This window comes from Chryseobacterium sp. LAM-KRS1, assembly GCF_013184525.1.
Classification (GTDB): domain Bacteria; phylum Bacteroidota; class Bacteroidia; order Flavobacteriales; family Weeksellaceae; genus Chryseobacterium; species Chryseobacterium proteolyticum.
On the sequence record NZ_JAAOIZ010000003.1, the window covers coordinates 474,247 to 499,491 of the forward strand.

General features: G+C 34.7%; 13 protein-coding genes. 2 read left to right on the forward strand and 11 right to left on the reverse strand.

Annotated elements, in window-relative coordinates; genetic code table 11:
- Positions 1-7: 7 nt before the first annotated feature.
- From G9C87_RS09630 to G9C87_RS09660, 7 genes are all read right to left on the reverse strand, one after another.
- Positions 8-3,031, reverse strand: coding sequence for a SusC/RagA family TonB-linked outer membrane protein (locus G9C87_RS09630; RefSeq protein WP_172280490.1), 3,024 nt, complete (start codon positions 3,029-3,031; stop codon positions 8-10).
- Positions 3,032-3,412: 381 nt separating this feature from the next.
- Positions 3,413-4,834: a SusD/RagB family nutrient-binding outer membrane lipoprotein gene (locus tag G9C87_RS09635; RefSeq protein ID WP_172280492.1), complete on the reverse strand. Its 1,422-nt coding sequence runs from the start codon at positions 4,832-4,834 to the stop codon at positions 3,413-3,415.
- Between the two features lie 12 nt (positions 4,835-4,846).
- The gene (locus tag G9C87_RS09640; RefSeq protein ID WP_172280494.1) at positions 4,847-7,852 is read right to left on the reverse strand and encodes a SusC/RagA family TonB-linked outer membrane protein; all 3,006 of its coding nucleotides are present in this window, start codon (positions 7,850-7,852) and stop codon (positions 4,847-4,849) included.
- A gap of 524 nt (positions 7,853-8,376) precedes the next feature.
- Entirely contained in the window at positions 8,377-9,807 is a 1,431-nt protein-coding gene (locus G9C87_RS09645; protein WP_172280496.1) for a SusD/RagB family nutrient-binding outer membrane lipoprotein, read from the reverse strand.
- 5 nt (positions 9,808-9,812) lie between these two features.
- On the reverse strand, positions 9,813-12,842 hold the full coding sequence (locus tag G9C87_RS09650) for a SusC/RagA family TonB-linked outer membrane protein (RefSeq protein ID WP_172280498.1): 3,030 nt from the start codon (positions 12,840-12,842) through the stop codon (positions 9,813-9,815).
- A 483-nt stretch (positions 12,843-13,325) separates the two neighbouring features.
- The gene (locus G9C87_RS09655; protein ID WP_172280500.1) at positions 13,326-14,858 is read right to left on the reverse strand and encodes a SusD/RagB family nutrient-binding outer membrane lipoprotein; all 1,533 of its coding nucleotides are present in this window, start codon (positions 14,856-14,858) and stop codon (positions 13,326-13,328) included.
- 19 nt (positions 14,859-14,877) lie between these two features.
- The gene (locus G9C87_RS09660; RefSeq protein ID WP_172280502.1) at positions 14,878-17,871 is read right to left on the reverse strand and encodes a SusC/RagA family TonB-linked outer membrane protein; all 2,994 of its coding nucleotides are present in this window, start codon (positions 17,869-17,871) and stop codon (positions 14,878-14,880) included.
- 315 nt (positions 17,872-18,186) lie between these two features.
- Here G9C87_RS09660 and G9C87_RS09665 point away from each other — a divergent pair, with 315 nt between their 5' ends.
- Positions 18,187-18,771 (forward strand): ribonuclease HII, encoded by a 585-nt coding sequence (locus G9C87_RS09665; RefSeq protein ID WP_172280504.1) that lies wholly within the window; start codon positions 18,187-18,189, stop codon positions 18,769-18,771.
- A gap of 59 nt (positions 18,772-18,830) precedes the next feature.
- Here the strand turns inward: G9C87_RS09665 and yidC are convergent, their stop codons facing one another.
- From yidC to G9C87_RS09685, 4 genes are all read right to left on the reverse strand, one after another.
- The gene (gene yidC / locus G9C87_RS09670; RefSeq protein ID WP_172280506.1) at positions 18,831-20,630 is read right to left on the reverse strand and encodes a membrane protein insertase YidC; all 1,800 of its coding nucleotides are present in this window, start codon (positions 20,628-20,630) and stop codon (positions 18,831-18,833) included.
- Positions 20,631-20,823: 193 nt separating this feature from the next.
- On the reverse strand, positions 20,824-22,431 hold the full coding sequence (locus G9C87_RS09675; protein ID WP_172280507.1) for a CTP synthase: 1,608 nt from the start codon (positions 22,429-22,431) through the stop codon (positions 20,824-20,826).
- Positions 22,432-22,558: 127 nt separating this feature from the next.
- Positions 22,559-23,128 (reverse strand): YceI family protein, encoded by a 570-nt coding sequence (locus G9C87_RS09680; RefSeq protein WP_172280509.1) that lies wholly within the window; start codon positions 23,126-23,128, stop codon positions 22,559-22,561.
- A 61-nt stretch (positions 23,129-23,189) separates the two neighbouring features.
- Complete coding sequence (locus G9C87_RS09685; protein ID WP_172280511.1) at positions 23,190-23,600, reverse strand: hypothetical protein; 411 nt, start codon at positions 23,598-23,600, stop codon at positions 23,190-23,192.
- A gap of 60 nt (positions 23,601-23,660) precedes the next feature.
- Here G9C87_RS09685 and radA point away from each other — a divergent pair, with 60 nt between their 5' ends.
- Complete coding sequence (gene radA / locus G9C87_RS09690; RefSeq protein WP_172280513.1) at positions 23,661-25,010, forward strand: DNA repair protein RadA; 1,350 nt, start codon at positions 23,661-23,663, stop codon at positions 25,008-25,010.
- The last annotated feature ends 235 nt before the right edge of the window (positions 25,011-25,245 follow it).

Here is a 25,245-nt window from a genome sequence, read left to right on the forward strand (position 1 = left end):
CTTAACTTTAAAATTCAACTTTTATACTTGCACCAATTTCTCTCATAGATGGATGTGCTCCATTTTGAAAACCTAATGCATTTCCTGAACTCATTAAGGCTTCGGGATCGGCGTACGGTAAATTCTTATGAATAATCCATAGATTCCGTCCAATTAAAGAAAGTGTCATGCTGTCAATGAAAGAATTTCCAAAAGTTTCTTTAGGTAATTTATAGGAAATTGTTACATTTCTAAGCTTTACAAATGAGCCATCATAAACATGCATTGCCTCTGGTCCACCATAGTAGCCATATGGATTTCTATAGTTTGTAAAGCCAGCCCTTATATCATTAGGTGTTCCGTCAGCCTTCACTCCTGGCAAAATAACTCCACCTCCATTTGCAAGGGTATTTCTTAAAGGATTACCCAGATCATTAAGTCCTGCTGTTTCTTTGTACAATCCTGTAGCAAGACCAAATGCCATATCTTGCGAATACACATCACCTCCCTTCTTCACATCAATTAAAAAGCTTAAACTTAAATTTTTATATCGGATTGTATTGATAATACTTCCTCTCCAATCCGGCACTGCATCACCAATTTTTTCTTGTGGATTTGTGCTTATCATATATTTACCATTACTATCAACTACACGTTGCCCATTTAGGTAAACATAATTAGTTCCTCTGATAGTCCCAGTAGATTCTCCCAACATTGCTCCGGAAGTAACATTCCACATTGAAGCAAATGGTAAGAAATCTGTTTCTCCATAAATCTTAGTAACCTTTGATTTGTTTTTAGACCAGTTGGCAGTAACTTCCCAGGAAAATTTAGTAGTTTTTATTGGGACAACAGTTAACCTTGTTTCAATACCTCTGTTTTCAATATCACCTGCATTTATCCATCTGCTTGTAAAACCTGATGCTCCTGAAATATTGGTTGGGGTAATCAGATCCTTGGTTTTCTGTTGGTAAACCGAAACATCAAAACTTATTCTATTTTTAAAGAAACCCATTTCTAAACCTGCTTCCATCTCATCCAGCATTTCAGGTTTTAGATTTGGATTTGCCGCTACATCTCTTGCACTAGCATTGAAAGACCCGTTAAATGCAGGATTAAAAGGATAAGTATTTAATAAATTATAAGGTCCTGTATCATTCCCTACCACTGCATAATTGAATCGAACTTTACCAAAGCTAATTTTATTCTTACTAGCTAAAAGTTCAGAAAAAACAAAGCTTACAGAACCAGAAGGATACCAGTATGTATTGTTACTAATTGGCAAGGTTGATGATCTATCTCTTCTAATAGATCCGTCTAAGAATAACATATTTTTATATCCTAAACTAGCCTGGGCAAAGATTCCGTCAACACTTTTATTTTCATCGAAATCGCCAACATTCACTTCTGTCAAGGGTTCCGCACTGTTTGTGATAGAATATAACCCAGGTACCTTTAGGCCTCCATTGGTTAGTCCTGAATTACCATACCTTCCATTTCTTCTAAGATTAAAACCTACATTTCCATTCAAATTAAAATCTGCTCCCAAATTTTTATTAATGTTTAAAATAGCATCATAATTCATTTCATAAACCTTGTGGGTCATAAAATAATATTCACCTTTACCGCCGTTACTAAGACGCCCCTGATTAGATGAACCGGTTGCTACTCTTTCCTGCCTAAGCTCGTCGAAAGTATCAAATGCATATCTTCCCATAAAACTTATCCAATCAGTAATCTTATAGTTAAATCCAAAGTTTCCGAAATATCTATTTCTTGTATCTGACTGATAATTCTGGTTTCTATTAAAGAAATAATTATCCGTATATCCTACTTCTTGCTTTGTATAATCTTTAATATTCCAGGTTATATTTTGACCTGTAAGGTTGTAGGCTTCTCTTTGCTTATCCATGTCTACAGACATATTCCACCACTGCCTGAATCCCTGCATAGGATTTCTGGATTCATATCCTGTGTATACTCTTCCCCTCCCGTTAGTATTTATATAATTTATATTACCAAAAATATTAAGCTTCTCTGTAAAATTATAGTCCGCGGAAAAGTCAATTGTATTTTTTCTTATTTCGCTATTATCCAAAGCTCCCTCTTGTAGAAAATTGGTATATCCCAATCTATATTTTCCTTTTTCATTTCCTGCAGAAAAGGCAATGGAATTTTGATATGTTGCTGCGGTATTCCAGATCGAATTAGGATCTTTCCCTGCTACCCAGGGAGTAGTCTTAAGGTATCCCGGTAATTGAGGATATTGGGAATCCCAATTATAAACATAAAGATTAGGATCAAAACGGGTTCCGAAAGAAGCATCATCATAGGTGTAAACAATATTATTCTCCACAACACCATTCCCTTTAATGTCACCACTATAAAAAGAATTCCCTGTGTAGCCACCACCATATTCATGTTGATACTTTGGAAGTGTAGACTTATCCACAAATCCTAAAGTTGTTGAGCTGTTAAATTCTATTCCAATTTTTCTGCTCTTTCTTCCCTTTTTTGTCGTAATCATGACCACACCATTCATCCCCCTTGATCCGTACAAAGCACTTGCCGCCGCACCTTTCAATACATTGACACTTTCAATATCATTAGCATTAAGATCTGCTAATCCATTGGAATAATCGTACCCTCCACCTCCGGAGCTAATCCCACTTTGATTAAATGTTTCATTGTTAATTGGTGTTCCATCAATTACAATTAATGCCTGATTACTTGAGGTTAATGATTTAATGCCTCGTATAACCATATTGGTGGATCCTCCCATTGTGCCAGACTGAGTAATGTTTAAACCTGCAACTTGCCCTGCTAATGCATCTGAGACATTAGCTACAGGTACTGCGGAAATCTGGTCTCCCTTCACTTCCTGTGTTGAATATCCTAAGGATTTTTTCTCTCTTTTAATTCCAAGAGCGGTAACAACAACTCCTTCAATGTTTTGTGTTCTTACTGTATCACTTTTCCCTTTTTGTGCATATGACACAGCTAGGGATGAAGACAATACAAGTAAGAGAACACCAGCAGTAGTTTTCTTCATATATAATTAATTTTTTAGCCTCACAAATTTGTTAAACTTTAATTAACAAGACAAAAGAAAACGACACAAAATTACCGATTACTCAAAAACAATGAAATTAATCCATTATTTTGTTAATATTTTAAACCAAAAATTAGCAAATAAATAAATATAAGTAAGCTAAAAATTAGCATATCCCTGTAAAAAAGAATATCAAATTGGATATATACATTACAAAAAGAGCGAAAATTAACATCTTTTATTTTAAAATAGTTATAATCTGACAATATGATTTACATCTTGTATGTTCATTACTATTAATTGGTAAAAAACGAAATGGCCGGGATAAATCCCGACCATTTTGACACAAAGTATTGTTTAATATGAATCTTAAATATATTATTAAAACTTGTCCCAGAATAATTTTGTAGTTGCTTTATCGCCACCAATTTTATTCGCAGCTGCCTTCACATTTGCACCGTTTAATACATATTCCTGATCGGAATAAGGCATTCTGTATGGTACAGAAGACAAGTTTGATTTTGGAGGGTTCACAAGAATTGGATTATCTAAGCGTCTTGTAAAGTTCCAACTGGCAAATCCTTTATTAAACATGGCAATCCATGCCTGAACTCCAATCGATTGCTTCCAGTTAGCCGCATTGTAAGGATTAGTTGCCAGATATGTTGCTATATTAGCAGTACTAACACCATTCTCTCTTAAAGATTCTGTAACAGCAGCTGTATAAAGATCTACTGCTGTACCCCCAGCTGAATAATTTCTGGCAGCTGCTTCCGCTTTAAGAAAAGCAACTTCTGCATAGCTCAATAAATTCGACGAAGCAGTTGCAGATCTAAAATAGGGACCTAATTGAGAAAAATTAGTATATGGATCATTTAACTCACCAAAAACACCTCCTTTATAAGCACCTGCAACTTTTGTAAACCATACATCCATTCTTGGATCTGATAAGTTTTTCATCGTATTCACTACCAATTCGCTAGGTAAGAAGTCATTTCTGTTGGAAGCCACTAAATTATCAAATACGGGATTTGAAAAAGTATTTCCATCATATTTAAACTTGTAGGCTTCATCATCTGAAGAAATAACACCACTAGCAATTGCAGATTCAACCGTAGTTTTTGATAATGTAGGATCAACATCTGCTAAATTCATCCCTAGTCTTAGTTTAATAGAATTAGCAAATTTTTTCCATTTGGCCATGTTACCTCCGTAAACCAGATCAGCATAACCAGTTGATGCAGGCTTTATGGTAGCTGTAACAGCATCGATTCTGTTAATCAAATCAAGATAAATTGTTTTCGCGTCATCATATTTCGGAGTTAGAATTTCATCAGGCTTAAATGCTTCTGAATAAGGAACATCACCATAAGTATCCACCAAATTTTCCCAGATAAAAATCTCTTCAATTTCCAGCGTTGCTAGTTTATTTGTTCTGATATCGTCTGTCTCCACCTCGTTTTTCAGATTCAATTTTGCTTGTCTCAGGTTATTAATACTGTAAACATACATCCTATTAAAATGGTTACGAGGCTGATTACGAGTCACTAAATTATACTGAGTTTCATCTGGATATTGAGTTTCAGCCCACTGCTGTGTAAAAAATCTGTAATTATTAAAATTTACACTTGGATTATCCATATAGTAGGAAGATTGATACATTGCAGTAGCTAGCAAATTATCAGATGGAAGAACTGAAGGATGCTTAGGATCATCGTTAAGAGACGTTAAATCACTTTGACATGAACTTAAAGTCAACCCAATACATACAGATACCAAACCTAGTTTTATAATATTTTTCATTTGTAAAGTAATTTAGAATTTAAATGTTACATTAACACCAATATCTCTTGTTGTTGGCATCGAACCGATAGACCACCCATAAGAGTTAAGGCCTCCACCTACCATCGCCTCAGGATCAGCATATGGCAAATTTTTGTGAATAATCCACAAATTCCTTCCAACTATTGAAATTTTAGCATCATAGATTTTAGTCCCTGCTAACAGAGATTTAGGAAGCATATATCCGATGCTTGCTTCTCTTAGCTTGATGAAAGATCCATCATAAACAAAGGCGCTTGCCGGTTGTGTTTTGTATCCCATAGATCCATTGTTATCAACCGGCGATAAAGCAATAGTATTTGGGCTGCCATCAGGAAGAACTCCCGGCAGAACAATAGGCTTATCCCTGTAATCTCCGACAGCTGTTTCTTTATAAAGACCTGAAGAAAGGCCGTAATACATATCCGTTGAAAATACATCACCTCCTTTTCGCATATCGATCAAGAAACTCAAGGAGAATCCTTTATAACTGAAGCTATTTCTAATTCCTCCAATCCAATCAGGTGTCGTGTTACCAATGATCTGATTAGGATTTTGTAAATATTTACCTGTTTTAGGATCAATAACTTTTTGTCCGTTTAAATATGTGTAATCAGCACCAACCAAGGTGCCCCAAGCTTCTCCTTCTCTTGCATTTAAAGAAACACCACCCTGGAAACTATTTACTAAAAGATTAGAAATTCCTGGATATATACTTACAACCTGGTTCTTATTTTTTGACCAGTTTGCATCAATATTCCATGTAAAATCTTTAGATTTTATTGGAACCAATCCTAGCTGTACTTCAACTCCACTATTATCAATTCTACCTGCATTGAATACTTTACCTAAATACCCAATAGCTGCCGATGTAGGAAGTGGTGAAAGAATCTGATTTATAGTTCTTGTTTTATAGTAAGCAAAGTCAAGCGTTATTCTATCCTTTAAAAAATGAGCTTCTGTTCCGATCTCAAATTCTTTAGCTCTTTGAGGTTGTAAATTAAGAAAAGGCTGATTGATAATCGGATTATATATTCCTATTCCAGATAAGATTCCAGAGGCTCTATAATTATTAACTAATTGATAAGGATCTGCCGTACCTCCTACCTCTGCGTAGTTTGCTCTTAATTTCCAAAAGTTCATCCAGTTTTTCGTATTAAGAATTTCCGACATGATTAAAGAGCCGGTTACTGAAGGGTAATTGTATACATTATTACCAGCTAATAATGTTGAACTCTGATCTATTCTCCATGTTGCATCCACGTAGAATTTTTTATAAAAATCAAATGAAGCAGTAACGTATCCTGAATTAGTTTGTGTGGTATATTCAGTTTCATCTGATGCTAATGGTGATTTTTTAGAATTTGATAATGCATAGATCCCAGCAACGATTAATCCACCCTCTGTTGAAGCATACACAGAATTATAGTAATTTCTTCGAATATTTCCACCCACAACCCCGGAAACATTAATATTATCAGTAATATCAAATTTATAATTTACCATTAAATCATAATTGGTCTCTGTTCTTAACACATCACGTCTCGCGTAACCTGAACCAATAGAATTATTTGATTGCCCGAAAGCCTGTGGTAAAGATCCAACAGCTAATCTATTCTCTGCTAAAAGATTTGATCTGTCATATGAAACCTTTCCAGTAATAGAAATATTATCTAATAAATCATAATTTAACTGTGCGTAAGTAAAGTTTCTATATCTTTTATCTGATGTATAATTTTGATAGGCCTGGAAATATGGGTTATTCCAATATGCAGGTCGTCCATCAGCGGCCGATTTTCTACTCCAGGTAACATTTCCATAATTATTTGCAGCACTGGCAACACTAGGGTCAACATTTGCAAAATAAGCCCTTTCTAGATCGGTCACATCTACGTTAGTTTGCCACCATTGTCTGAAACCTGTTGCTGTATTATTTGAATATCCTGTAATACTTCTACCTTTAGTATCCTGCAAAGTCATTGTAGAATAAAAAGTGGAATGCAATTTTGGAGTCAGATCGTAATTAATTTTTAGGGAAAGATTATTTTTGTTGAGATGAGAGTTAGGCATTAAACCATCGGACATCATATTTTCGTAGGTAAAGCTTATGTTTTTCCCCTTTTGTCCTTTTTCCAGTGTTACGCTATTAATGTATGTGGCAGGGTTCTCGAAAAATTTAATAGGTCCATTTTTTGCAGCCACCCATGGTGTCGCTTTTTTATAGTTAGGAGAAGTTGGATCAAAAGAATCCCATTGGTAAACCATTAGATTGGGGTCAAATTTTGGGCCCCATGATGCATCAGCTCCATAATTAGCATTATTAAGACCATCTGCTGCCTGCGATCCAAACTTTTGAGAATAACCTGCTCCATATCTTGTCTGATATTCAGGGAAGGTGGATTTATCAATAAATCCTACTTGTATAGCAGATGAAAGTGTAATTCCCCAAGACCCATCATCCTTTCCTTTTCCATTTTTGGTTGTGATAACAATAACCCCATTTAATCCTCTTTCTCCATATAATGCGGACGCTGCTGCTCCTTTTAATACATTGATCGATTCGATGTCGTCCTGATTGATATCAGAAAGAGCATTACCATAATCAATATTTTTTTCCTGAGTGTTGGAGTTATTAACAGGCGATCCGTCAATAACAATTAGCGGGTTACCTCCTCCTAATGTTTTCATCCCCCTGATAAGCAGGTTTGAGGACCCTCCAAAATTATTATTGGTAGTAACATTAAGACCAGCAACCTTTCCAGATAACTGAGCTGCAATATTACCCGTATTTGTAGTACCATCGGAGAGTGCACTCGCTTTAATCTCCTGGGAAGCATACCCCAAAGACTTTTTCTCTCTCTTAATACCCAAGGCAGTCACAACGACTCCCTCAATGTCCTGGGTCTTTACCGTATCATTCTTCTTCTTTTGCTGAGCGTTTATAACAGCTAGGGATGAAGATAACACCAGTATAAGGATACCCGTAGTTACTTTCTTCATATCAAATTATTTTTAGCGTTACAAATTTGTAAAACTTTTTCTACAACACAAAAGAAATAGACGAAAAAGTAACGATTAGACAAAAATTAACAAAAATTAATGAACAGAAACACATCAAATATGTTAAAAAAATGCTTTTTAACAAAATATAGATAATTATAACCTGTATTAATTACAAAAATAGAATCAGTCTATTAAAAGGCCATACTAAATCATTAATTGGTGATATTTATGTATGAAAAAATTCAAAATAAATACACAAACAACTGTATATCATATAATTAAAAAAGAACAAAAAATAAACACTAATCTTTATAAGCTATATATTAAGTACTCATTATGAAGTAATCAAACGATAATTATTATGCATTACATAATTTATTTTTCTCCCTATAACCTTAAATAATTCATCATTCTCTGAAATTTAGAATAAAAAAAACATTATAGTTTAAATCAGATCAGATGATTTGTAAAAAAAATAGCCGGAATAAATTCCAGCTATTTTATCTATTGCATTTCTTAGTTTAAAATTTATCCCAGAAAAGTTTTGTGGTAAGCCTGTCACCGCCAATTGCAGCACTTGCTGCAGCGTAGTTCGTACCATTCGTTGTCGCCTCTGCAGCCGGATACTGAAGTCTTACCGGTACTTTTCCATTAGCATTTGGAATTGCAGTTGCGGGCGCAACTAACTGTGGATAATCTAATCTTCTATAGAAATTCCACGAAGTTACTGCCTGATTATACATAGCTACCCACGCCTGCTCACCAATAGACTTCTTCCAGTTGGACGCATCATAAGGATGAGCAGCTATATATGCAGCTGCGTCAGCACCCACACCCCATTCAGTAAAGGAAGCAGTGATTGCTTCACCATATAAAGTAGCAGGATTTCCGCCTATACCCCATCTTGCAGCAGCTTCAGCAAGATAGAAGGCAACCTCTGTATAGCTTAAAATAACACCAGGAGTAGTTGCAGTATAGGCAAATTCACCAGCATTCGAGAATTCAGAAAACTCACCAGGTGCCCCAATAACCTGACCTACATAATTACCATCAACATCAGTATAGTACTTAGCAATTCTCGCATCATTAGAGTTATTCATATAATCTACCAACGTTTTACCTGCAATAAAGTCATCTCTTGAGCCTGTTTCTTGAAACATAGGGTTCTCATTTGGAGATGCTGCTAAATATTGAAATTTACAATCATCCAGAGAAGAAGCCAATACTCCACCAGTAATCGCCTTGTTAACTGTTGATTGAGCCAAGGCAGGATTAACATCTGCAAGAGCGATTCCCAATTTTAAAAGCAGTGAATTTCCGAACTTTTTCCATTGTGCGTTATTCCCTTTATAAAAGATATCTCCGGAAGCAAACGAGCTTCCTCCAACAACTAAATTATTTAAATCAGTTTCTAATTTACTTATCAGAGAAGAATAAATATCAGATGCTTTATCATATTTAGGAAGAGGATATACATCAATATTTAAAGCTTGCGTATAAGGAATATCTCCGTAAGTATCAACCAATACCTGATAAGTATAGATCTTCATCATATCCACTATAGCCAATTGATTTGTTTTTTTTGCAGGCCAGGTAGACAATTCCGAAGGTGGTGGTACATATGCTTTAATTATCTGCTCTGCCTGGTCTAAGTTTTTCAAAACATTTACATAATTATCAGTCCAGACATTATTGGATACATTCCGATTGGTAAAATCATAATTACTTTCATTCACATAAATCGTTTCCTGCCAGTATTGCATCGTCAATCTGAAATTATTCTCATTTACACTTGGCGTATTCATGTAATCACTAAGTTCTTTTTGTGCAAAAGTAACTAAAGACTCCTGAGTCGTATTATAAGCTGCATGTGGATCCAAATTTACATCATCTCCCGTTGTACATCCTACAAATAAAAGAGCTAATATTGGTGTTATTATATATTTTTTCATATTCTTTAAAAATTAACTTTTACATTAAACGAAATGTTTCTTGTTGCTGGCATAGGACCAGATTGATACCCTTGAATATTACCTGAAGACAGCCCTGCTTCCGGATCTGAATATGGTAAATTCTTATGCATAATCCATAGATTATTCCCAATTAAACTCACTGACATTCCCTGTATAAATTTAGAATTGAAAAAATCTTTATCAAATCTATAGGTGATAGAAACCTCTCTTAATTTTATAAAGCTGGCATCATAAACAAAAGCAGCTCCCGGAAGATCTGTTCCCAGTACCTGGCTTGATTGTGATTTATCCAATCTTATTGTATTTGGAATATAGCTACCTGGGTTATTAGGATCTTGCATTACACCTGGTAGTATGACCCCTCCACCATTTGCTAAAGTATTTCGAATTGGATTTCCAAGATCATTTATTCCTACAGAATCAGGATAAACACCTGTTCCATATCCATAGAACTGATCTAATGAATATACCTTACCTCCTTTTTTCCAATCAATTAAAAAACTTAATGAAAAGTTCTTATAGCTAATTGTATTATTTAAACCTGCAGTCCACTTCGCCTGAAAACTTCCCTGATTATATGTCGGCGTATCCGTAACTAAATAAGCTCCATTTGCACCAACAATTGGTTGTCCATTCGAATCTCTCACATAATCAGAAGTCCAGATTGAACCATAATCTCCATTTAAAGGAGCATTAATACTTACACCACCCTGTGATCTACCCATCGTTATATTTTCAATTCCCGGGCTAAGAGCCGTAACTTTTGTCCATGGATTTGACCAGTTTAAATTAAGATCCCATGAAAAATTACTTGTTTTAATTGGTGTTGCATTAATGGATACTTCAAAACCCTTTGTAGTTAATTCTCCTGCATTTTGAGTTTTAGCAATAGCTCCGTTTGCAAAAGATACTGGTAAAGGTAAAATTTGATCGAAGGCTTTATTACGGAACCAGGCAACATCAAAGCCTAGACGGTTTTTAAACATTCTTGCCTCAATTCCGAATTCTATATTTTTCAAACTCTGAGACCTTAATTCAAAATTTCTCAACGTTGTATTGTATGCATAAACAGGAATATCTCCATAAGAAGGCTGGCTGAAATATCTATTCAACAGTTGATCAGCTTGAGTATCTGAACCCACTTCAGCGTAAGCAGCTCGAATCTTACCAAAGTTAAGCCATTTAGCATTGATAAGATTAGAAAATACAACACTGGCAGATAATGATGGATACCAGTACACTGCATCATTTTCAGGCAATGCCGTAGACTGATCTCTCCTGTATGTCCCTTCTAAATAATAGGTATTTTTATAACCTAATGAAATCTGAGCAAAAGCACCATAAACATATTTGGAAACATCTGAAATCAATGGTCTAACTGGGGAAGATGCTGAATTGGCGATTGTATAAATACCTGGAATGTATAATCCTCCTGAGGTCGATTGTTGATTTGAATATACTTTCTGAACATTAATATTTCCTCCTAACAACGCATTAATATTGAAATCATCGGTAATATTCTTTTTATAGGTACCAATGAAATCATAATTTGTTTCAGAAAATTTATATTGACTTGTGGCATAACCTGAAGGTTGATCAACAGTTCCATTGAGTCCAAAATCATTTCCAATATAAGACCCTACTGCTTTCCTGTCTTCCGTTATCATTGTATAACCATCTCTTCCCATACGGAACAGTAAATTGATGTCCTTTGTAACATCATAATTTAAACTAAAATTTCCAGCAAACCTATCTCTTGAATCATTCTGATAATTTTGGTATCGCTGAAAATAAGGGTTATCCCAAAAAGCCGGAGTTAAGTCCGTAATACTTTTCATGTTCCAAGTATAATTTTTATACGATCCCATATAGAGATTTCGCAAATCATTTATATCAACATTTGTTGGCCACCACTGTCTAAAATTGGTCATAATATTATCATTATACCCCGTAGTATTACGCCCAACTGTTTTTTGAGTTACATAATTTGCATAAAAATTTGCCGTTAACTTATCTGTGAGTTTGTATGATGCATTTCCACTAAAGTTATTTTTTATCAAGGAGCTATTAGGCATAATATCTGTGGCATCAGTATTTGCATAACTCAATCGGTAAGTTGCTTTTTCATCACCTCCACTAAAGGAAAGGGTATTTACATAATTGGTTCCAGTATTAAAAAATTTAATAGGACCATTTTTTGCGATTTGCCAAGGGGTTCTTTGTCCTTCAGTTGGAGAACCCGGTATAAATGCTCCATATTGCCAAACCATGGAACCATCATATGCGGATCCGTAAGAAGCATCATTTCCGAAAACAACCCTTGGACTTCCCTGGTATAAAGCACTGCTAAAACTGTTACCCGTATACCCTTGCCCATACTGTGTTTGGTATTTAGGGAAAGTAGATCTGTCAACCGTTGACATAGTAATGGAACTTGAGAACTCCATTCCTATACCTTCCTTATTTTTCTTTCCTCTTTTAGTTGTAATAATAGCTCCATTTTGGGCCCTGGAACCATAAAGAGCAGTCGCTGCAGCTCCCTTAAGGACATTTAAAGTTTCGATATCATTTGGATTAATATCCGCAACTGAGCTTCCGTAATCATACCCACCACCACCAGTCGCCTGATTGGCCGTGTTTATATTTTTATTTAGGATAGGAACCCCATCTACAACAAAAAGAGCCTGATTATCTCCTAAGAGCGATTTATACCCTCTTGTAACAACGTTTATAGACCCCCCAAAGTTTGTACTCTGTTTAATTTCCAGACCTGCTACTTTACCCGATAAGTTGTTTAGAAAGTTGGTGGTAGGATTTTTATTTACAGCATCTCCTTTTACTTCTTGAGTTGCATAACCGAGAGATTTCTTTTCTCTTTTAATACCGAGGGCTGTCACTACAACACCTTCAATATCTTGCGTTCTTACAGTGTCACTTTTCTTTTGCTGAGCATTGGCAACAGCTATAGATGAGGACAATACCATAATCAGAACACCTGATGTTATTTTCTTCATATTAAATTGATTTTTGTGATAATACAAATTTGTAAAACTTTCTTAACAACACAAAAGAAAATAGTAAAAAATTAACAATACTTCAATAATCAATAAAAATAAACATCATTGAATAGTTAATTTTTGTTAAAATTTAAACATTTAATGAAAACCACTTAACCAATAGCTTAAATAATTATTGAAATACAACAAGTCCACAAAAACACTATACTAAATCAATAAAAAGTGATATAAACGGAATAAAAACACAAGAAATACAAAACAACTATCTAATAAACAAACACTTATGAAACAATTAGGAAAAATAACAAAAAGAGTAATACATTTTAAAAGATAGAAAAATGAGCAATCATACAGATCCAATGATTTGCATAATAATATTTCTTTTCAATTAATTTATTAATATTAGCATAAATTATGAAATAATAAACTAAAAAAACCGCCATTGGGCGGTTTTAAATATATTAAAAATTTGTTCTAGAATTAATTTCTATTCCAAAACGGAGTATATTGATTTTTTACAAAAACATCCGCTTGAGTGATATTAGGAACGTTAGCAGAGTTCCCTGTATACTCAGTGGTCGGATAAATTAATCTATATGGCTTATTAGGATGAACCGCTGTAAGAGCCAGAGGAGTTTCCGGATAACCAGTCTTAATATAATTGATATAAGTTTCTACCGGTCTTACGTGTGTTAAAGCAATTAATCTTTGATACTGAATAGCTGCAATTTTATCGCCAGCCCCAGCCCATCCAACAGTTTTTGAATTCAATGCATTAAGATAAGTTGTTGCTTGAGCTCCTGTTAAACCAAAAAACGTAAAAGAAGCCGTTACCCCTTGTGTATAATGTCCTTGAGCATTGCTAAAATACTGAGGATACAAAACAGCTGCCTCAGCTTGTAAGAACTCAGATTCAGATTTCATCATCATATATCCATCCATGGAAGAATTTACAGGATTACCATAATATTTCCATCCTAAATTTGAATAATTAGATGCATTCATGTTTGGATCACGAGGAGCGCCTTGAACCAATCCATTAATAGTTCCTCCTGCTACTCTCCATTCTTTTGTAGCTCTCGGATCAACTATCCCAGCCGTTGGTTTAGATGAATGTCCAATTAAAAGCTTAGCTAAATGATCCGAAATAGTACCGTAATATCCATATCCGTTAGTATTTAATGCACTACCATCATATACGATATACCCATATTGTCTATAAAGTGGATTTTGCTGAGCTGCAGCACTGCTATTGTAACCAGGATTAATAACAACGTCAGCATCTACAAGGGCCTGCCCTTGTAATTGAGCTAATTGAGCATTTCTAAATTGTACAATACTAGGGTCCGTCACTTTAGATTGCCTTAAAAGAATTCGCAATTTGATTGTATTTGCAAATTTCTTCCATTGATTCATATCACCCGCAAAAATAACATCTTCACTAGCATTTACTCCATTATTAGCAGTAGGAATAGCATTATCAATTGTATTAATAGCTTCATTTAACTTAACTACTAAATCTTTATAAATATCTTCTCCTTTATCATACTTAGGAGAGATATTCTCCTGCTGCATAAACGCTTGAGAATAAGGAGCATCACCATAAAAATCCACAATATACTGCATAGAATTAGCAAGAAGAATCTTGGCTATCGCAGTGTGGAAAGGAAATGATGCCGCATTTTCATTTCTTATAATCGCAGCCGAATTTGCTGCAGCAAGATAATTTTCATTCCAGATTCCACCATAAAAGTTACTTGCTACATCCATTTGATATTCTCTTGTCATAGGAGAGGCAAATTGATATATATTCCCTGCCCAACAGTTCATCCATATATTAGATAATTGAAACATACCTGTTGTTTGTGCCGTATAAGCAGTTGTCTCAGCTGCAGCCAATAAGTTTCTTGGAGATAACTTTTCAACTGTTGGCGTATTAGGACTAATATTATCATCCAGTTGACAAGAAATTAATGCCGCAGATGATATTATCGCTAAAAATATTTTTTTCATGTTATTTAAACTTTTTTAATTAAAATGATACAGTTACACTTGCTCCGTACGTTTTAAGGTTTGGATATTGATCTGGATTTGCTAAACCTCTATATCTCGGGTCAAAAGCCGTCTCTGGATCATCATAACCTCTATTTTCTTTTGAAAATTTGTAGAATGGATTTCTAGCATGTACTCCGATAGTTAATTCATTAATTTTGGAAGCTCCCAGAAGCTCTTTACCAAAAGAATAACTTATTGCTATCTCTCTAACTTTAAATGCAGTTGCATCAAGGATATAGTTCTCACCGACTGTATTATATGCCGATCCACCAAAATAGTTGATCAGTTTTTCAACAGGAGTATCTCCAGTATTATTATAAATTGCTACCGATGTATTTGGAACATATACACCATTACTCAAATAAACTGAATTTGGTACGATATAAGGTTGGTTTCTGTCAAAACCGGCACTTGCAGGATTCATTCCATTAAAGGTCATCCCTTGTAGGGTTCCTGAATAAAACTGATGTCCAGTTCTGTAATCCATTACCGCTGATACTCTTAGACCTTTATATTTTATTGATGTAGTTAAACCAAGGATATATTTTGGCGTAGCTTTACCTAACACTTGCTGAGTAGACGTTACAGTAGGCAAACCTGTCGTAGGATTTACAATAACTCTTCCTTGATCATCCCTAACATAGGCAGTTCCTTTAATTATAGGAAATTCCTGCCCTTTAACTGCATACAATCCTACAAAATTATTTCCTGCTAATCTAACTTCGTCAGCATCATCGGTAACCTTATCAACGATAGTTTTATATGTTGTATAATTCACTCCTATATCCCATCTAAAATCTTTACTTTTAATAGGAACTACATTTATCGCAGCATCAATTCCTTTATTATGAAGCTTTCCAATATTTAATAAATTAGTAACTATACCAGAAGCTGTAGAAGTTGTAACATTCGTAATTAGATCTTTAGTATCCTCCCTGTATGCAGATGCATCCAATGTAATTCTGTCATTAAGGAAACCTAAAGTCAATCCAACTTCTTTTTTAGTATTAAATTCAGGCTTTATATCTTTAAAAGTTTGTGATTGATTCACTACAAAACTAATACCTGTGTTATCATAAGGATATCCACTTCCTACAACAGCAAGATTCTGTACCCCATAAACCCCAATATTAGATGTTATACCTGTTCTTTGGAATGCTGCTGTTACTTTAGCATAGTTTAAAATCTTTCCTTTAATACTTGGAAATGCTTTAGTCGGAATAAATGAAGCAGACACAGCAGGGAAGAAATACCCTCGATTACCCATAGGAAGTATAGAAGACATTTCATACCTTCCAGCTCCATTCAAAAATAAATAATCCTTATATGCTAAATCAACGTTTGCCAAGAAAGCATGTTGATTATTATAAAATGAATTATTATTAAGATTAATTGGCAATGTTGGGTTACTTAAATTCCAAATCTGATAGATTCCCGGGGTAATAATACCAGTTCCTCCTGCGGATACCGTATTTGTTCTCCATTCCTGATAATTATGCCCAACATTCAATTTCATATTAATATCCTTAGTTAAATCATAATCAAAATTAACTAAGAAATCCCCATAGTATGTCGTATAGTTTTGAGTGCTCTTGTTATAAAAAGACTGAATAGCAGTAATACTACCTTGCTCTTGGATATCATCTAAATCTTTTTGATATCTCGGATCAGACCATCCATCATTGTGGCTATCAGATTCTGTTGATCTGAACTGCAGATTTCCCCTATATAAAAAGTTAATATGATCATTTAATTGAAATTCAGTACTTGCAAGAACGTTAAAATAATTACTCAAAGTATTATATCTTTCATGCTTCATAGTAAAATATGGACTCGCGTAGAATGCACTCCAAGCATATCCTCTATCAGGGTGATCTCTAAACAAAGTAATTGGAATATCTGAAGAAGATTGTAATAAATTACTATATAAGTTAGAATTAGTTGTAGATGTTTTTTGTCTTATATAGTTAACTGTACCATCAAATCTCCATTTCCCAACTTTAACCCCTCCTTTAAACATACCGGATATCCTTTTCATTGTATCATCCTGAACAACAAATTCTCTATCTACACTACCTAAACTCATCAAAACATACCCATCTGAATTCCCTGCATTTACTGTAAGCGTATTCTGATAAGTCGTTCCAGTTTGAAAGAAGTCTCTTATATTATTTTTTCCATAAGGTGCATATCTTGAGTGGATCGCTCCAGCATCATCAGCTGTAAAATTACTATCGTCCTGATTGTACGCGATATAACCATCTCCATCAACATCAGTAAAGGATGGTCCATAAGGAACTAAAACACCTGCAAATTTAGGATCATCAAAAGCAGCACCCCAAGCTCCATTCTCAACACTTATTTTATCACCATACCACCCTTGCCCATATTGCCTCTGTCTTTCAGGCAAAAAAGCTACTTTATCAAAATCAACAACGCTATTAAAAGTAGCCGTCATTCTCTTATTAGTTCCCCCTCTCTTAGTAGTTACGATAATCGCACCATTCACACCTTGAGAGCCATAAAGAGCAGCTCCAGCAGCTCCCTTAATTACATTCACCGTCTCTATAACCTCCGGTGGCAATTGTTGGAAGACAGTAGCGGAGGAAATAACGTTATCGATAACAATCAAAGCTTCACTAGAACCAGTAAAGGATCTATTACCCCTAATCACTATACTATTAGTTCCTGTAACACTGGTATTAGTTTGTGTAATTTGCAAACCAGCAACCTTTCCAGCCAAAGCACTTACCGCGTTTGGGTTTGCCGCTTGGGTTAGCTCCTGGTTACCAACTACCTGCTGTGAAGTTGTAACAGCATCAGCTTTTCTCTTAATACCTAAAGCTCCTGTAACAATAACCTCTTCAATACTCTGTGTTTTCAACGTATCACCCTTTCTTTGTTGTGCATTTGCAACAAAAAAAGAGGAAGTCAGAACTATAGCTAAAACACTTGTAGTTAATTTCTTCATATTTAAACTGATTATTTTTTTTATTAATTGCAAATATGTAAAACTTTCTTAAATTAACCAAATTAATTGTTAAAAATATTTAAAATTTTAGATGATCAAACACACTTATCCATTATATTTAAAAATATGATAAAATTAATGCTAATTTAACATAAATCACTAATTCGTGTTATTTTTTAAATATGATAAAAATTTTATAACTCAACTAGAAACATTAAATAAATAAGATAAATACACTACCATTTACACATATTGCCGCAAAATATATTTTTCTTTATTTTTACAAAATATTATAGTGTTTTAGATATTATTTTAATGGATTTATTACAAAGTTGGTCAGGGAGTTACATAGAAGCAGGATGTGATGAAGTTGGAAGGGGGTGCTTGTCAGGGCCTGTGGTTGCTGCAGCTGTCATCTTAGACCACAACTTCAAACAAAGCTTAGTAAATGATTCTAAAAAATTGAATTTTAAAACCAGAATGGATCTGGATAATTATATAAAAGATAATGTTAAAGATTATGCTATCGCAGAATTACCTCCAGCATTCATTGACTTACACAACATTCTTAATGCCAGCATCCATGCAATGCATCAGGCATTAGATAAATTAACAACAAGACCGGAACTAATTCTGGTGGACGGAAACAAGTTCCACCCTTATAATTACATCCCACATCAATGCATCATTAAAGGAGATTCTAAAATCCTTTCAATTGCTGCAGCTTCTATCTTAGCTAAAAATTACAGAGACCAGCTGATGATTAAATTACATGATGAGTTTCCCGAATACGGATGGGATACTAATTTTGGATATGCCACTAAAAAGCATCAGGATGCACTTATAAAGTTTGGCCCCACAGTACACCACAGGCAATCTTTCAGACTTAAATATGATTAAAGAGGTGCAATAAAAAAAGAGGTGCAAATTATTGCACCTCTTTTTTTATTATTATAATATTATTTCTTCTTATTTCTCTGTTGTTCCTGAGCTCTTTGTTGTTCCTGAGCCTTCTCCATCATCTCCCGCATTCTTTTCTGGAATTTACCTTCAGTTTTGGGCTTTTCCTTATTCGCCTGGATCTGGGCATGAATTTTCTTTTCATCCAGGATCACATATTTAATAACAAGGATAATCAAGATGTTAATTGCATTGGATACAAAGTAATACCATGAAAGACCAGATGCAGAAGTATTCAGGAAGAATAAAAATGTAATTGGGAAAATGTACATTAATACTTTCATATTTGGCATTCCCTCTTGTTGAGGTTGCTGGATATTTCCTGATGTCATGATAGTATAGATTAAAATTACCACCGTACACGCTAAAGCAAAAACACTCAAATGATCTCCCAGGAAAGGAACTTTAAATGGTAATCTGATTAAATCATCATAAGCGGTCAGATCTTTTGCAAACCAGAAGCCTTTTCCTCTTAAATCAATAAAGTTCGGAAAGAAACGGAATAATGCATAGAAGATAGGAATCTGTACCAACGCCGGCAAACAACCCGCCATTTGATTAACACCAGCCTTTCTGTAAATTTCCATTGTAGCTTGTTGCTTCTTCATCGGATCCGCATCCTTTAACTTCGCATTAGCCTCGTCAATTTCAGGACGAATTACCCTCATCATAGCACTCAATTTATGTTGCTTGTACATAATTGGCGATAGGATAAGTTTAACAATGATCGTCATAAAGAAGATCACCCAGCCTGCTGTTAATCCCCAAGATGCAATAATATTATACATTGGCATGAAGAAATAGCGGTTCATCCCACCGATAAATGACCAACCCAAAGGTAATATCTCATCAAAGTTTTTATCATATGATTTTAATAACGGTAAATCTAATGGCATAAAATACCATGTAAAATCCTGATTCAATTCACTCCCTGTCATCTGAACAAATCCTTCATAGTTGAATTTCTTCAAATATTCACCCTCTTCTATTGATTCCTGATTTCCTTTACTTTGTGTAAATCCGTTTTTAGCTTCAATCACAGAAGAGAAGAATTGCTGTTTTACACCAATCCAGTTAAGAGTTTCTTTCTCTTCTTCCATGGTCGTTCTTCCATCGTAATCATAGCTCTTATAGTTATTAAATGCATAAGAAAATTCTGAGTGAGATTGTTCCTGAGCTCTACCTTTTTCTAAATTTCTCACATTATAATTCCAAAGAAAATCAGCCTTGGTATCAGAAGTTACTGAAGCCAATCCCTGAGTTCTTACTTTAAAGTCTAATGTATATTTAGGAAGTAATGTATAAATAAACTGAATAACAGCACCATTGTAATTAGCTGTCATCGTTACAGCATTTCCATTCACTGTCGGAGAGAAAACCAGGTCTTTAGTATTAATAACCTTACCCGTTTTATCCTTAAACTGAAAACCGTAGTTTGAGTTATTCTTATTGATTAAATAAAGAGGGAGATCAGCCTGATCACTTTTGTGATCATACGCTTTGTATTTTAAAAGTTCTACTTTAGAAACTTGCCCTCCCAAGCTGGAAAATTCCAATTTCAGTTCATTATTTCCTAAAGTAGAAACCTGAATAGCGTTAGGAGTTACATTTGGATTGATATTACTTGCCTGAGTTTGTTTTACGGCAGTTTTTACCTGTTCAGTTTTTTGTTGCTGAGCTTTCAACTGTTCCTCTTTCTGCTGTTTATTCTGAAAATAAAACATGAATCCAAAGAGAACCAAACATAAAACCGCAAAACTAATCATTTGACTTTTATCGAGTCCGTTGTTCTGTTGCATTTTGATTTTATTAAAATTATTTTTTCATAATCCACCGTAAAATTCAACATTAAATTTCACCCTAGATTTCGAGCTGACAAAAATACTGATTTTTTATCAAAACTCTATCTTTTACTCTATTACAATATGATAAACTCAGGCTGATAATAATCAACCTGAGTTTAAATATGACGTTTAATCGATATAAATTCCTTTATTTCTTCTCACATGCTTTAATAAAAGCTCTGAATAACGGATGCGGTGTTGCAACCGTACTCTTATATTCAGGATGATACTGCACTCCTACATAGAACGGATGATCATTAAGCTCAAGAGCTTCAACCAGTCCGGTTTCAGGATTAGTACCTGTTGCAAAGAATCCGTTTTTTTCAAATTCTTGTAAATAATCACTGTTAAATTCATAACGGTGACGGTGTCTTTCAGCTATATTCTTACTTCCATAGATATCGGAAAGTTTAGAGTTATTCTTCACAGAACACTTCCAAGAACCAAGACGCATCGTTCCTCCTTTATCAACAACATTCTTTTGCTCTTCCATTAAAGAGATCACAGGATGCTCTGTAGCAGTATCAAATTCCATAGAATTTGCTTTAGAATACCCTAAAATATTTCGTGCAAATTCAATAGTCATAATCTGCATTCCTAAACAAATTCCCAACATAGGAATTTTATTTTCTCTTGCATATTGAGCCGTCAATACTTTACCTTCAATACCTCTGTCTCCAAAACCAGGAGCAATAAGAATTCCATTAACTCCTTTTAAAGTTTCTTTGATATTTTCCTGGGTGATATCCCCACTATAAACCCATCTCACTTTTACTTCCGTCTCAAGATCTGCTCCGGCATGCTTAAATGCTTCAGCGATAGAAATGTAAGAATCCTGAAGAGAAACATATTTACCTACTAAAGCAATTTCAACAGTCTTTTTTGGATTCTGGAATTTCTTAAGGAAACTCTTCCAATCTTTAAGATCCGCTTCTTTATCACTCTTAAGATCCAATTCTTTTAGAACTACATCATCAAAGTTCTGTTTCTGAAGGTACATAGGAACTTCATAAATAGTTTCCAAATCTTTGCACTCAATTACATTATCCAAAGGAACATTACAGAACTGAGCTAATTTAGCTCTCTGATCTTTTGGTATTTTATGCTCTGTTCTGCAAACCAAAACATCTGCCATAATTCCGCTTTCCATCAATTGACGTACGGAATGCTGAGAAGGTTTTGTCTTTAATTCTCCACTGGAAGCCAGATATGGCAACAGGGTTAAGTGAATTACCATAGAATTCTTTTCTCCCAATTCCCATTTTAGCTGACGTACAGTTTCAATGTATGGCAAAGATTCGATATCCCCTACAGTTCCTCCGATTTCAGTAATAATGATATCGTAGTTCTGCTTGGATAAAATTTTAATCCTACGTTTGATTTCGTTAGTGATATGAGGAATTACCTGAACTGTTTTTCCTAAAAAGTCGCCTTTTCTTTCTTTTTCAATTACAGTCTGGTAGATTTTTCCTGTAGTAACGTTGTTGTTTTGAGAAGTGGGAGCATCTAAGTATCGCTCGTAATGACCTAAATCCAGATCCGTCTCCGCACCATCTTCGGTTACATAGCACTCTCCGTGTTCATAAGGGTTCAAAGTTCCTGGGTCAATATTAATATAAGGATCTAGTTTTTGGATCGTTACATTAAAACCGCGTGATTTCAGCAATAGTCCCAGAGAAGCAGAAACAATTCCTTTTCCCAAAGATGAAGTTACACCTCCTGTCACAAAGATGTATTTAGTATTCTTTTTACTCATTAGATTAGGTTTGTGCAAAGTTATGGGAAAAAGAAATACGAGGCAATTTATTTGCTAAGAAATAAAAAAAAGGTTCCTCAAAATTACTTGAGAAACCTTTAACCAAACCAAATTATATTTAAAAAAATTATTGCTTTATTAATTCAAAATATAAATTAACATCTACATCCTTTGCAACACCCGCTCCTGTTGGATCATATTTAATATTATAATCTAAACGGTTTACTGTAAATTTTGTTTGAAAGCCTAAAATTTCTTTACCTTGCTGATTTTTTGTTACACCACCATACGTTACCGGAATGCTGATTTCTTTTGTCACATCTTTAATGGTAAGTTTTCCTTTAAGGATGTAGGTATTATTTTTATCTTTCGTAATAGATCCGCTTTCGAATGTCATGGTCGGAAATTTCTCTGCATCGAAGAAGTCTGCACTTTTCAAATGCTTATCTCTCATTTCAACGCCTGTGTTTACCGATCCGGTTACCACGCTAAAATTGAAAGCTGCCTTATCCAGATCTTTCCCTGAAGAAACCACTGTACCATCGAATTTATCAAATCTTCCCTGCACAAAACTAATCCCCATATGCTTGATATTGAAATTAACTGAAGAATGCATAGGATCTACTTTCCAGGTTGATTGTGCAAAGCCTGCGATGCTTAAAAAAGCAAACATAAAAGCTAATAGTATCTTTTTCATTGTAATATATTTTATTTTTTACCCACCAAAGATAAAGTGATAAACCCATTCACCTCTTGACCTATGATAATTTTTTCTTTGATTTTATTTTCACATACATAAAATGAATAGCAATTACAATCAGAAAAACGACAACTGCATTCATATACAAAAGTACATTCAGAAGTTTCGCGTTTGTTTTCTCAGAAAAATAAGTAAAAGGATTAGTTCCTGATATCATCAGCATAAAAAGGTAGAGTACTTCAAATAAAATAGCAATCCTAACCACCGATTGATATGTGCTTTTAAATATGACAACCGTTACAAGTCCCACTCCGCTGCTTATTATACATCCAATAAGAACAGCCAACGAAAGCATTCCAAAATCACCGCCGGGTAAATGCAAATATCCTACGAGCCAATCTGCAAGCCATGTAGTAAGGATTGTCATTATAAAGAATATAACCACGCTTTTTATTAAAATATTTTTCATACTAGAAAATTAACCAAAAATTCAGAAGTAAAATTCAAAAAAAATTTTGAACTTCGCAGTATGGCAAAACTTAAAACAGCATATTTCTGTCAAAACTGCGGAACCCAATACTCACAATGGATGGGACAATGCAAAAATTGCGGACAATGGAATACATTAGTTGAAGAGGTCGTGGAAAAGGTATCCAGCAGAAGTCTTCCTTCCTCGAAAACAAAACAACACGTTATTAATATCATTGAAGTTGAAGCAATTGAAGAACCCAGGATTAAAACACCCTCCGAGGAGCTCAACCGGGTAATGGGAGGTGGAATTGTTTTAGGTTCTGTTACTTTGATCGGAGGAGAGCCGGGAATCGGAAAATCAACATTGCTTTTACAGCTGGCATTAAAAATGAAGAAGAAAATATTTTATGTTTCAGGAGAAGAAAGCGCCTCACAGATCAAAATGAGAGCAGACCGGTTATCTGAAGTTCAAAACCCAAATTGCTTCCTTTACACCGAAACTTCACTGGAAAAAATATTACATGAAGCCAAAAAATTAGAGCCTGATTTCATCATTATCGACTCCATTCAAACCTTACAGTCCCAATTGATAGAAAGCTCACCGGGAACCGTTTCCCAAATAAGAGAATGTTCGAATGAGATCATTAAATATGCTAAAGAGAACAATACTCCCGTTTTTCTGGTAGGTCACATTACTAAAGACGGACAGATTGCCGGTCCAAAGGTTTTGGAACATATGGTAGATGTAGTTTTAAATTTCGATGGGGATAGGAATCATCTTTTCAGATTATTACGGGCTAATAAAAACCGTTTTGGCTCCACCTCGGAAATTGGAATCTATGAAATGATTTCCCAGGGCTTAAAAGAGATCAAAAATCCATCTGAAATTTTAATTACAAAAAAATTCGAGGAGCTTTCCGGAAACTCCGTAGCTGTAACGCTTGAGGGAAATCGCCCTATGTTATTGGAGATTCAGGCACTGGTAAGCACGGCTGTTTATGGAACACCTCAGAGGAGTTCTACCGGATTTGATGCTAAAAGATTGAATATGTTACTTGCCGTACTGGAGAAGAGAGCCGGATTCCAGCTTGGTGCTAAAGACGTTTTTCTCAACATTACAGGGGGAATAAAGACAGATGACCCAGCCCTTGATCTCGCTGTAGTAGCCTCTATCCTTTCTTCTAATGAAGACATTGCAATATCCGAACATTTTTGTTTTGCCGGGGAAATCGGACTTAGCGGCGAAATCAGACCTGTTGCTCAAATTGAACAACGCATCTCGGAAGCTGAAAAATTGGGATATGAAAAGATCTTTGTCTCCAACCTCAACAAAATACCTAAAAGAAAATTCGGGATTAAAATTGAGGAAGTCAGTAAAATTGAAGATTTCCATGAACGAATCTTTTAATTAAAAGACAGTCCTAAAACATCCTTATTTAATTTATCAAGAAAACGTACTCGTTTCCAATTTATCGCCAAAATCCAAGCAGGGATTAAATAAACATCATCACTCTTTATCAATATAAATATTCGATAGAGAGTGATGATATTATTAAAAACAATCTTCAACCGTGGTTTCTTAGATCAATTCAATAGCAACAAAGCTCTGAAATTAAATATTTCGCAGAAATTTCGATCATCCA

Coding starts and splice junctions, on each gene's coding strand:
- G9C87_RS09655 (WP_172280500.1), bottom strand. CDS start 14,858: ATGAAAAAAATATTTTTAGCGATAATATCATCTGCGGCATTAATTTCT.
- G9C87_RS09640 (WP_172280494.1), bottom strand. CDS start 7,852: ATGAAGAAAGTAACTACGGGTATCCTTATACTGGTGTTATCTTCATCC.
- G9C87_RS09685 (WP_172280511.1), bottom strand. CDS start 23,600: ATGAAAAATATTTTAATAAAAAGCGTGGTTATATTCTTTATAATGACA.
- G9C87_RS09650 (WP_172280498.1), bottom strand. CDS start 12,842: ATGAAGAAAATAACATCAGGTGTTCTGATTATGGTATTGTCCTCATCT.
- G9C87_RS09645 (WP_172280496.1), bottom strand. CDS start 9,807: ATGAAAAAATATATAATAACACCAATATTAGCTCTTTTATTTGTAGGA.
- yidC (WP_172280506.1), bottom strand. CDS start 20,630: ATGCAACAGAACAACGGACTCGATAAAAGTCAAATGATTAGTTTTGCG.
- G9C87_RS09635 (WP_172280492.1), bottom strand. CDS start 4,834: ATGAAAAATATTATAAAACTAGGTTTGGTATCTGTATGTATTGGGTTG.
- G9C87_RS09660 (WP_172280502.1), bottom strand. CDS start 17,871: ATGAAGAAATTAACTACAAGTGTTTTAGCTATAGTTCTGACTTCCTCT.
- G9C87_RS09630 (WP_172280490.1), bottom strand. CDS start 3,031: ATGAAGAAAACTACTGCTGGTGTTCTCTTACTTGTATTGTCTTCATCC.
- G9C87_RS09675 (WP_172280507.1), bottom strand. CDS start 22,431: ATGAGTAAAAAGAATACTAAATACATCTTTGTGACAGGAGGTGTAACT.
- G9C87_RS09665 (WP_172280504.1), top strand. CDS start 18,187: ATGGATTTATTACAAAGTTGGTCAGGGAGTTACATAGAAGCAGGATGT.
- G9C87_RS09680 (WP_172280509.1), bottom strand. CDS start 23,128: ATGAAAAAGATACTATTAGCTTTTATGTTTGCTTTTTTAAGCATCGCA.
- radA (WP_172280513.1), top strand. CDS start 23,661: ATGGCAAAACTTAAAACAGCATATTTCTGTCAAAACTGCGGAACCCAA.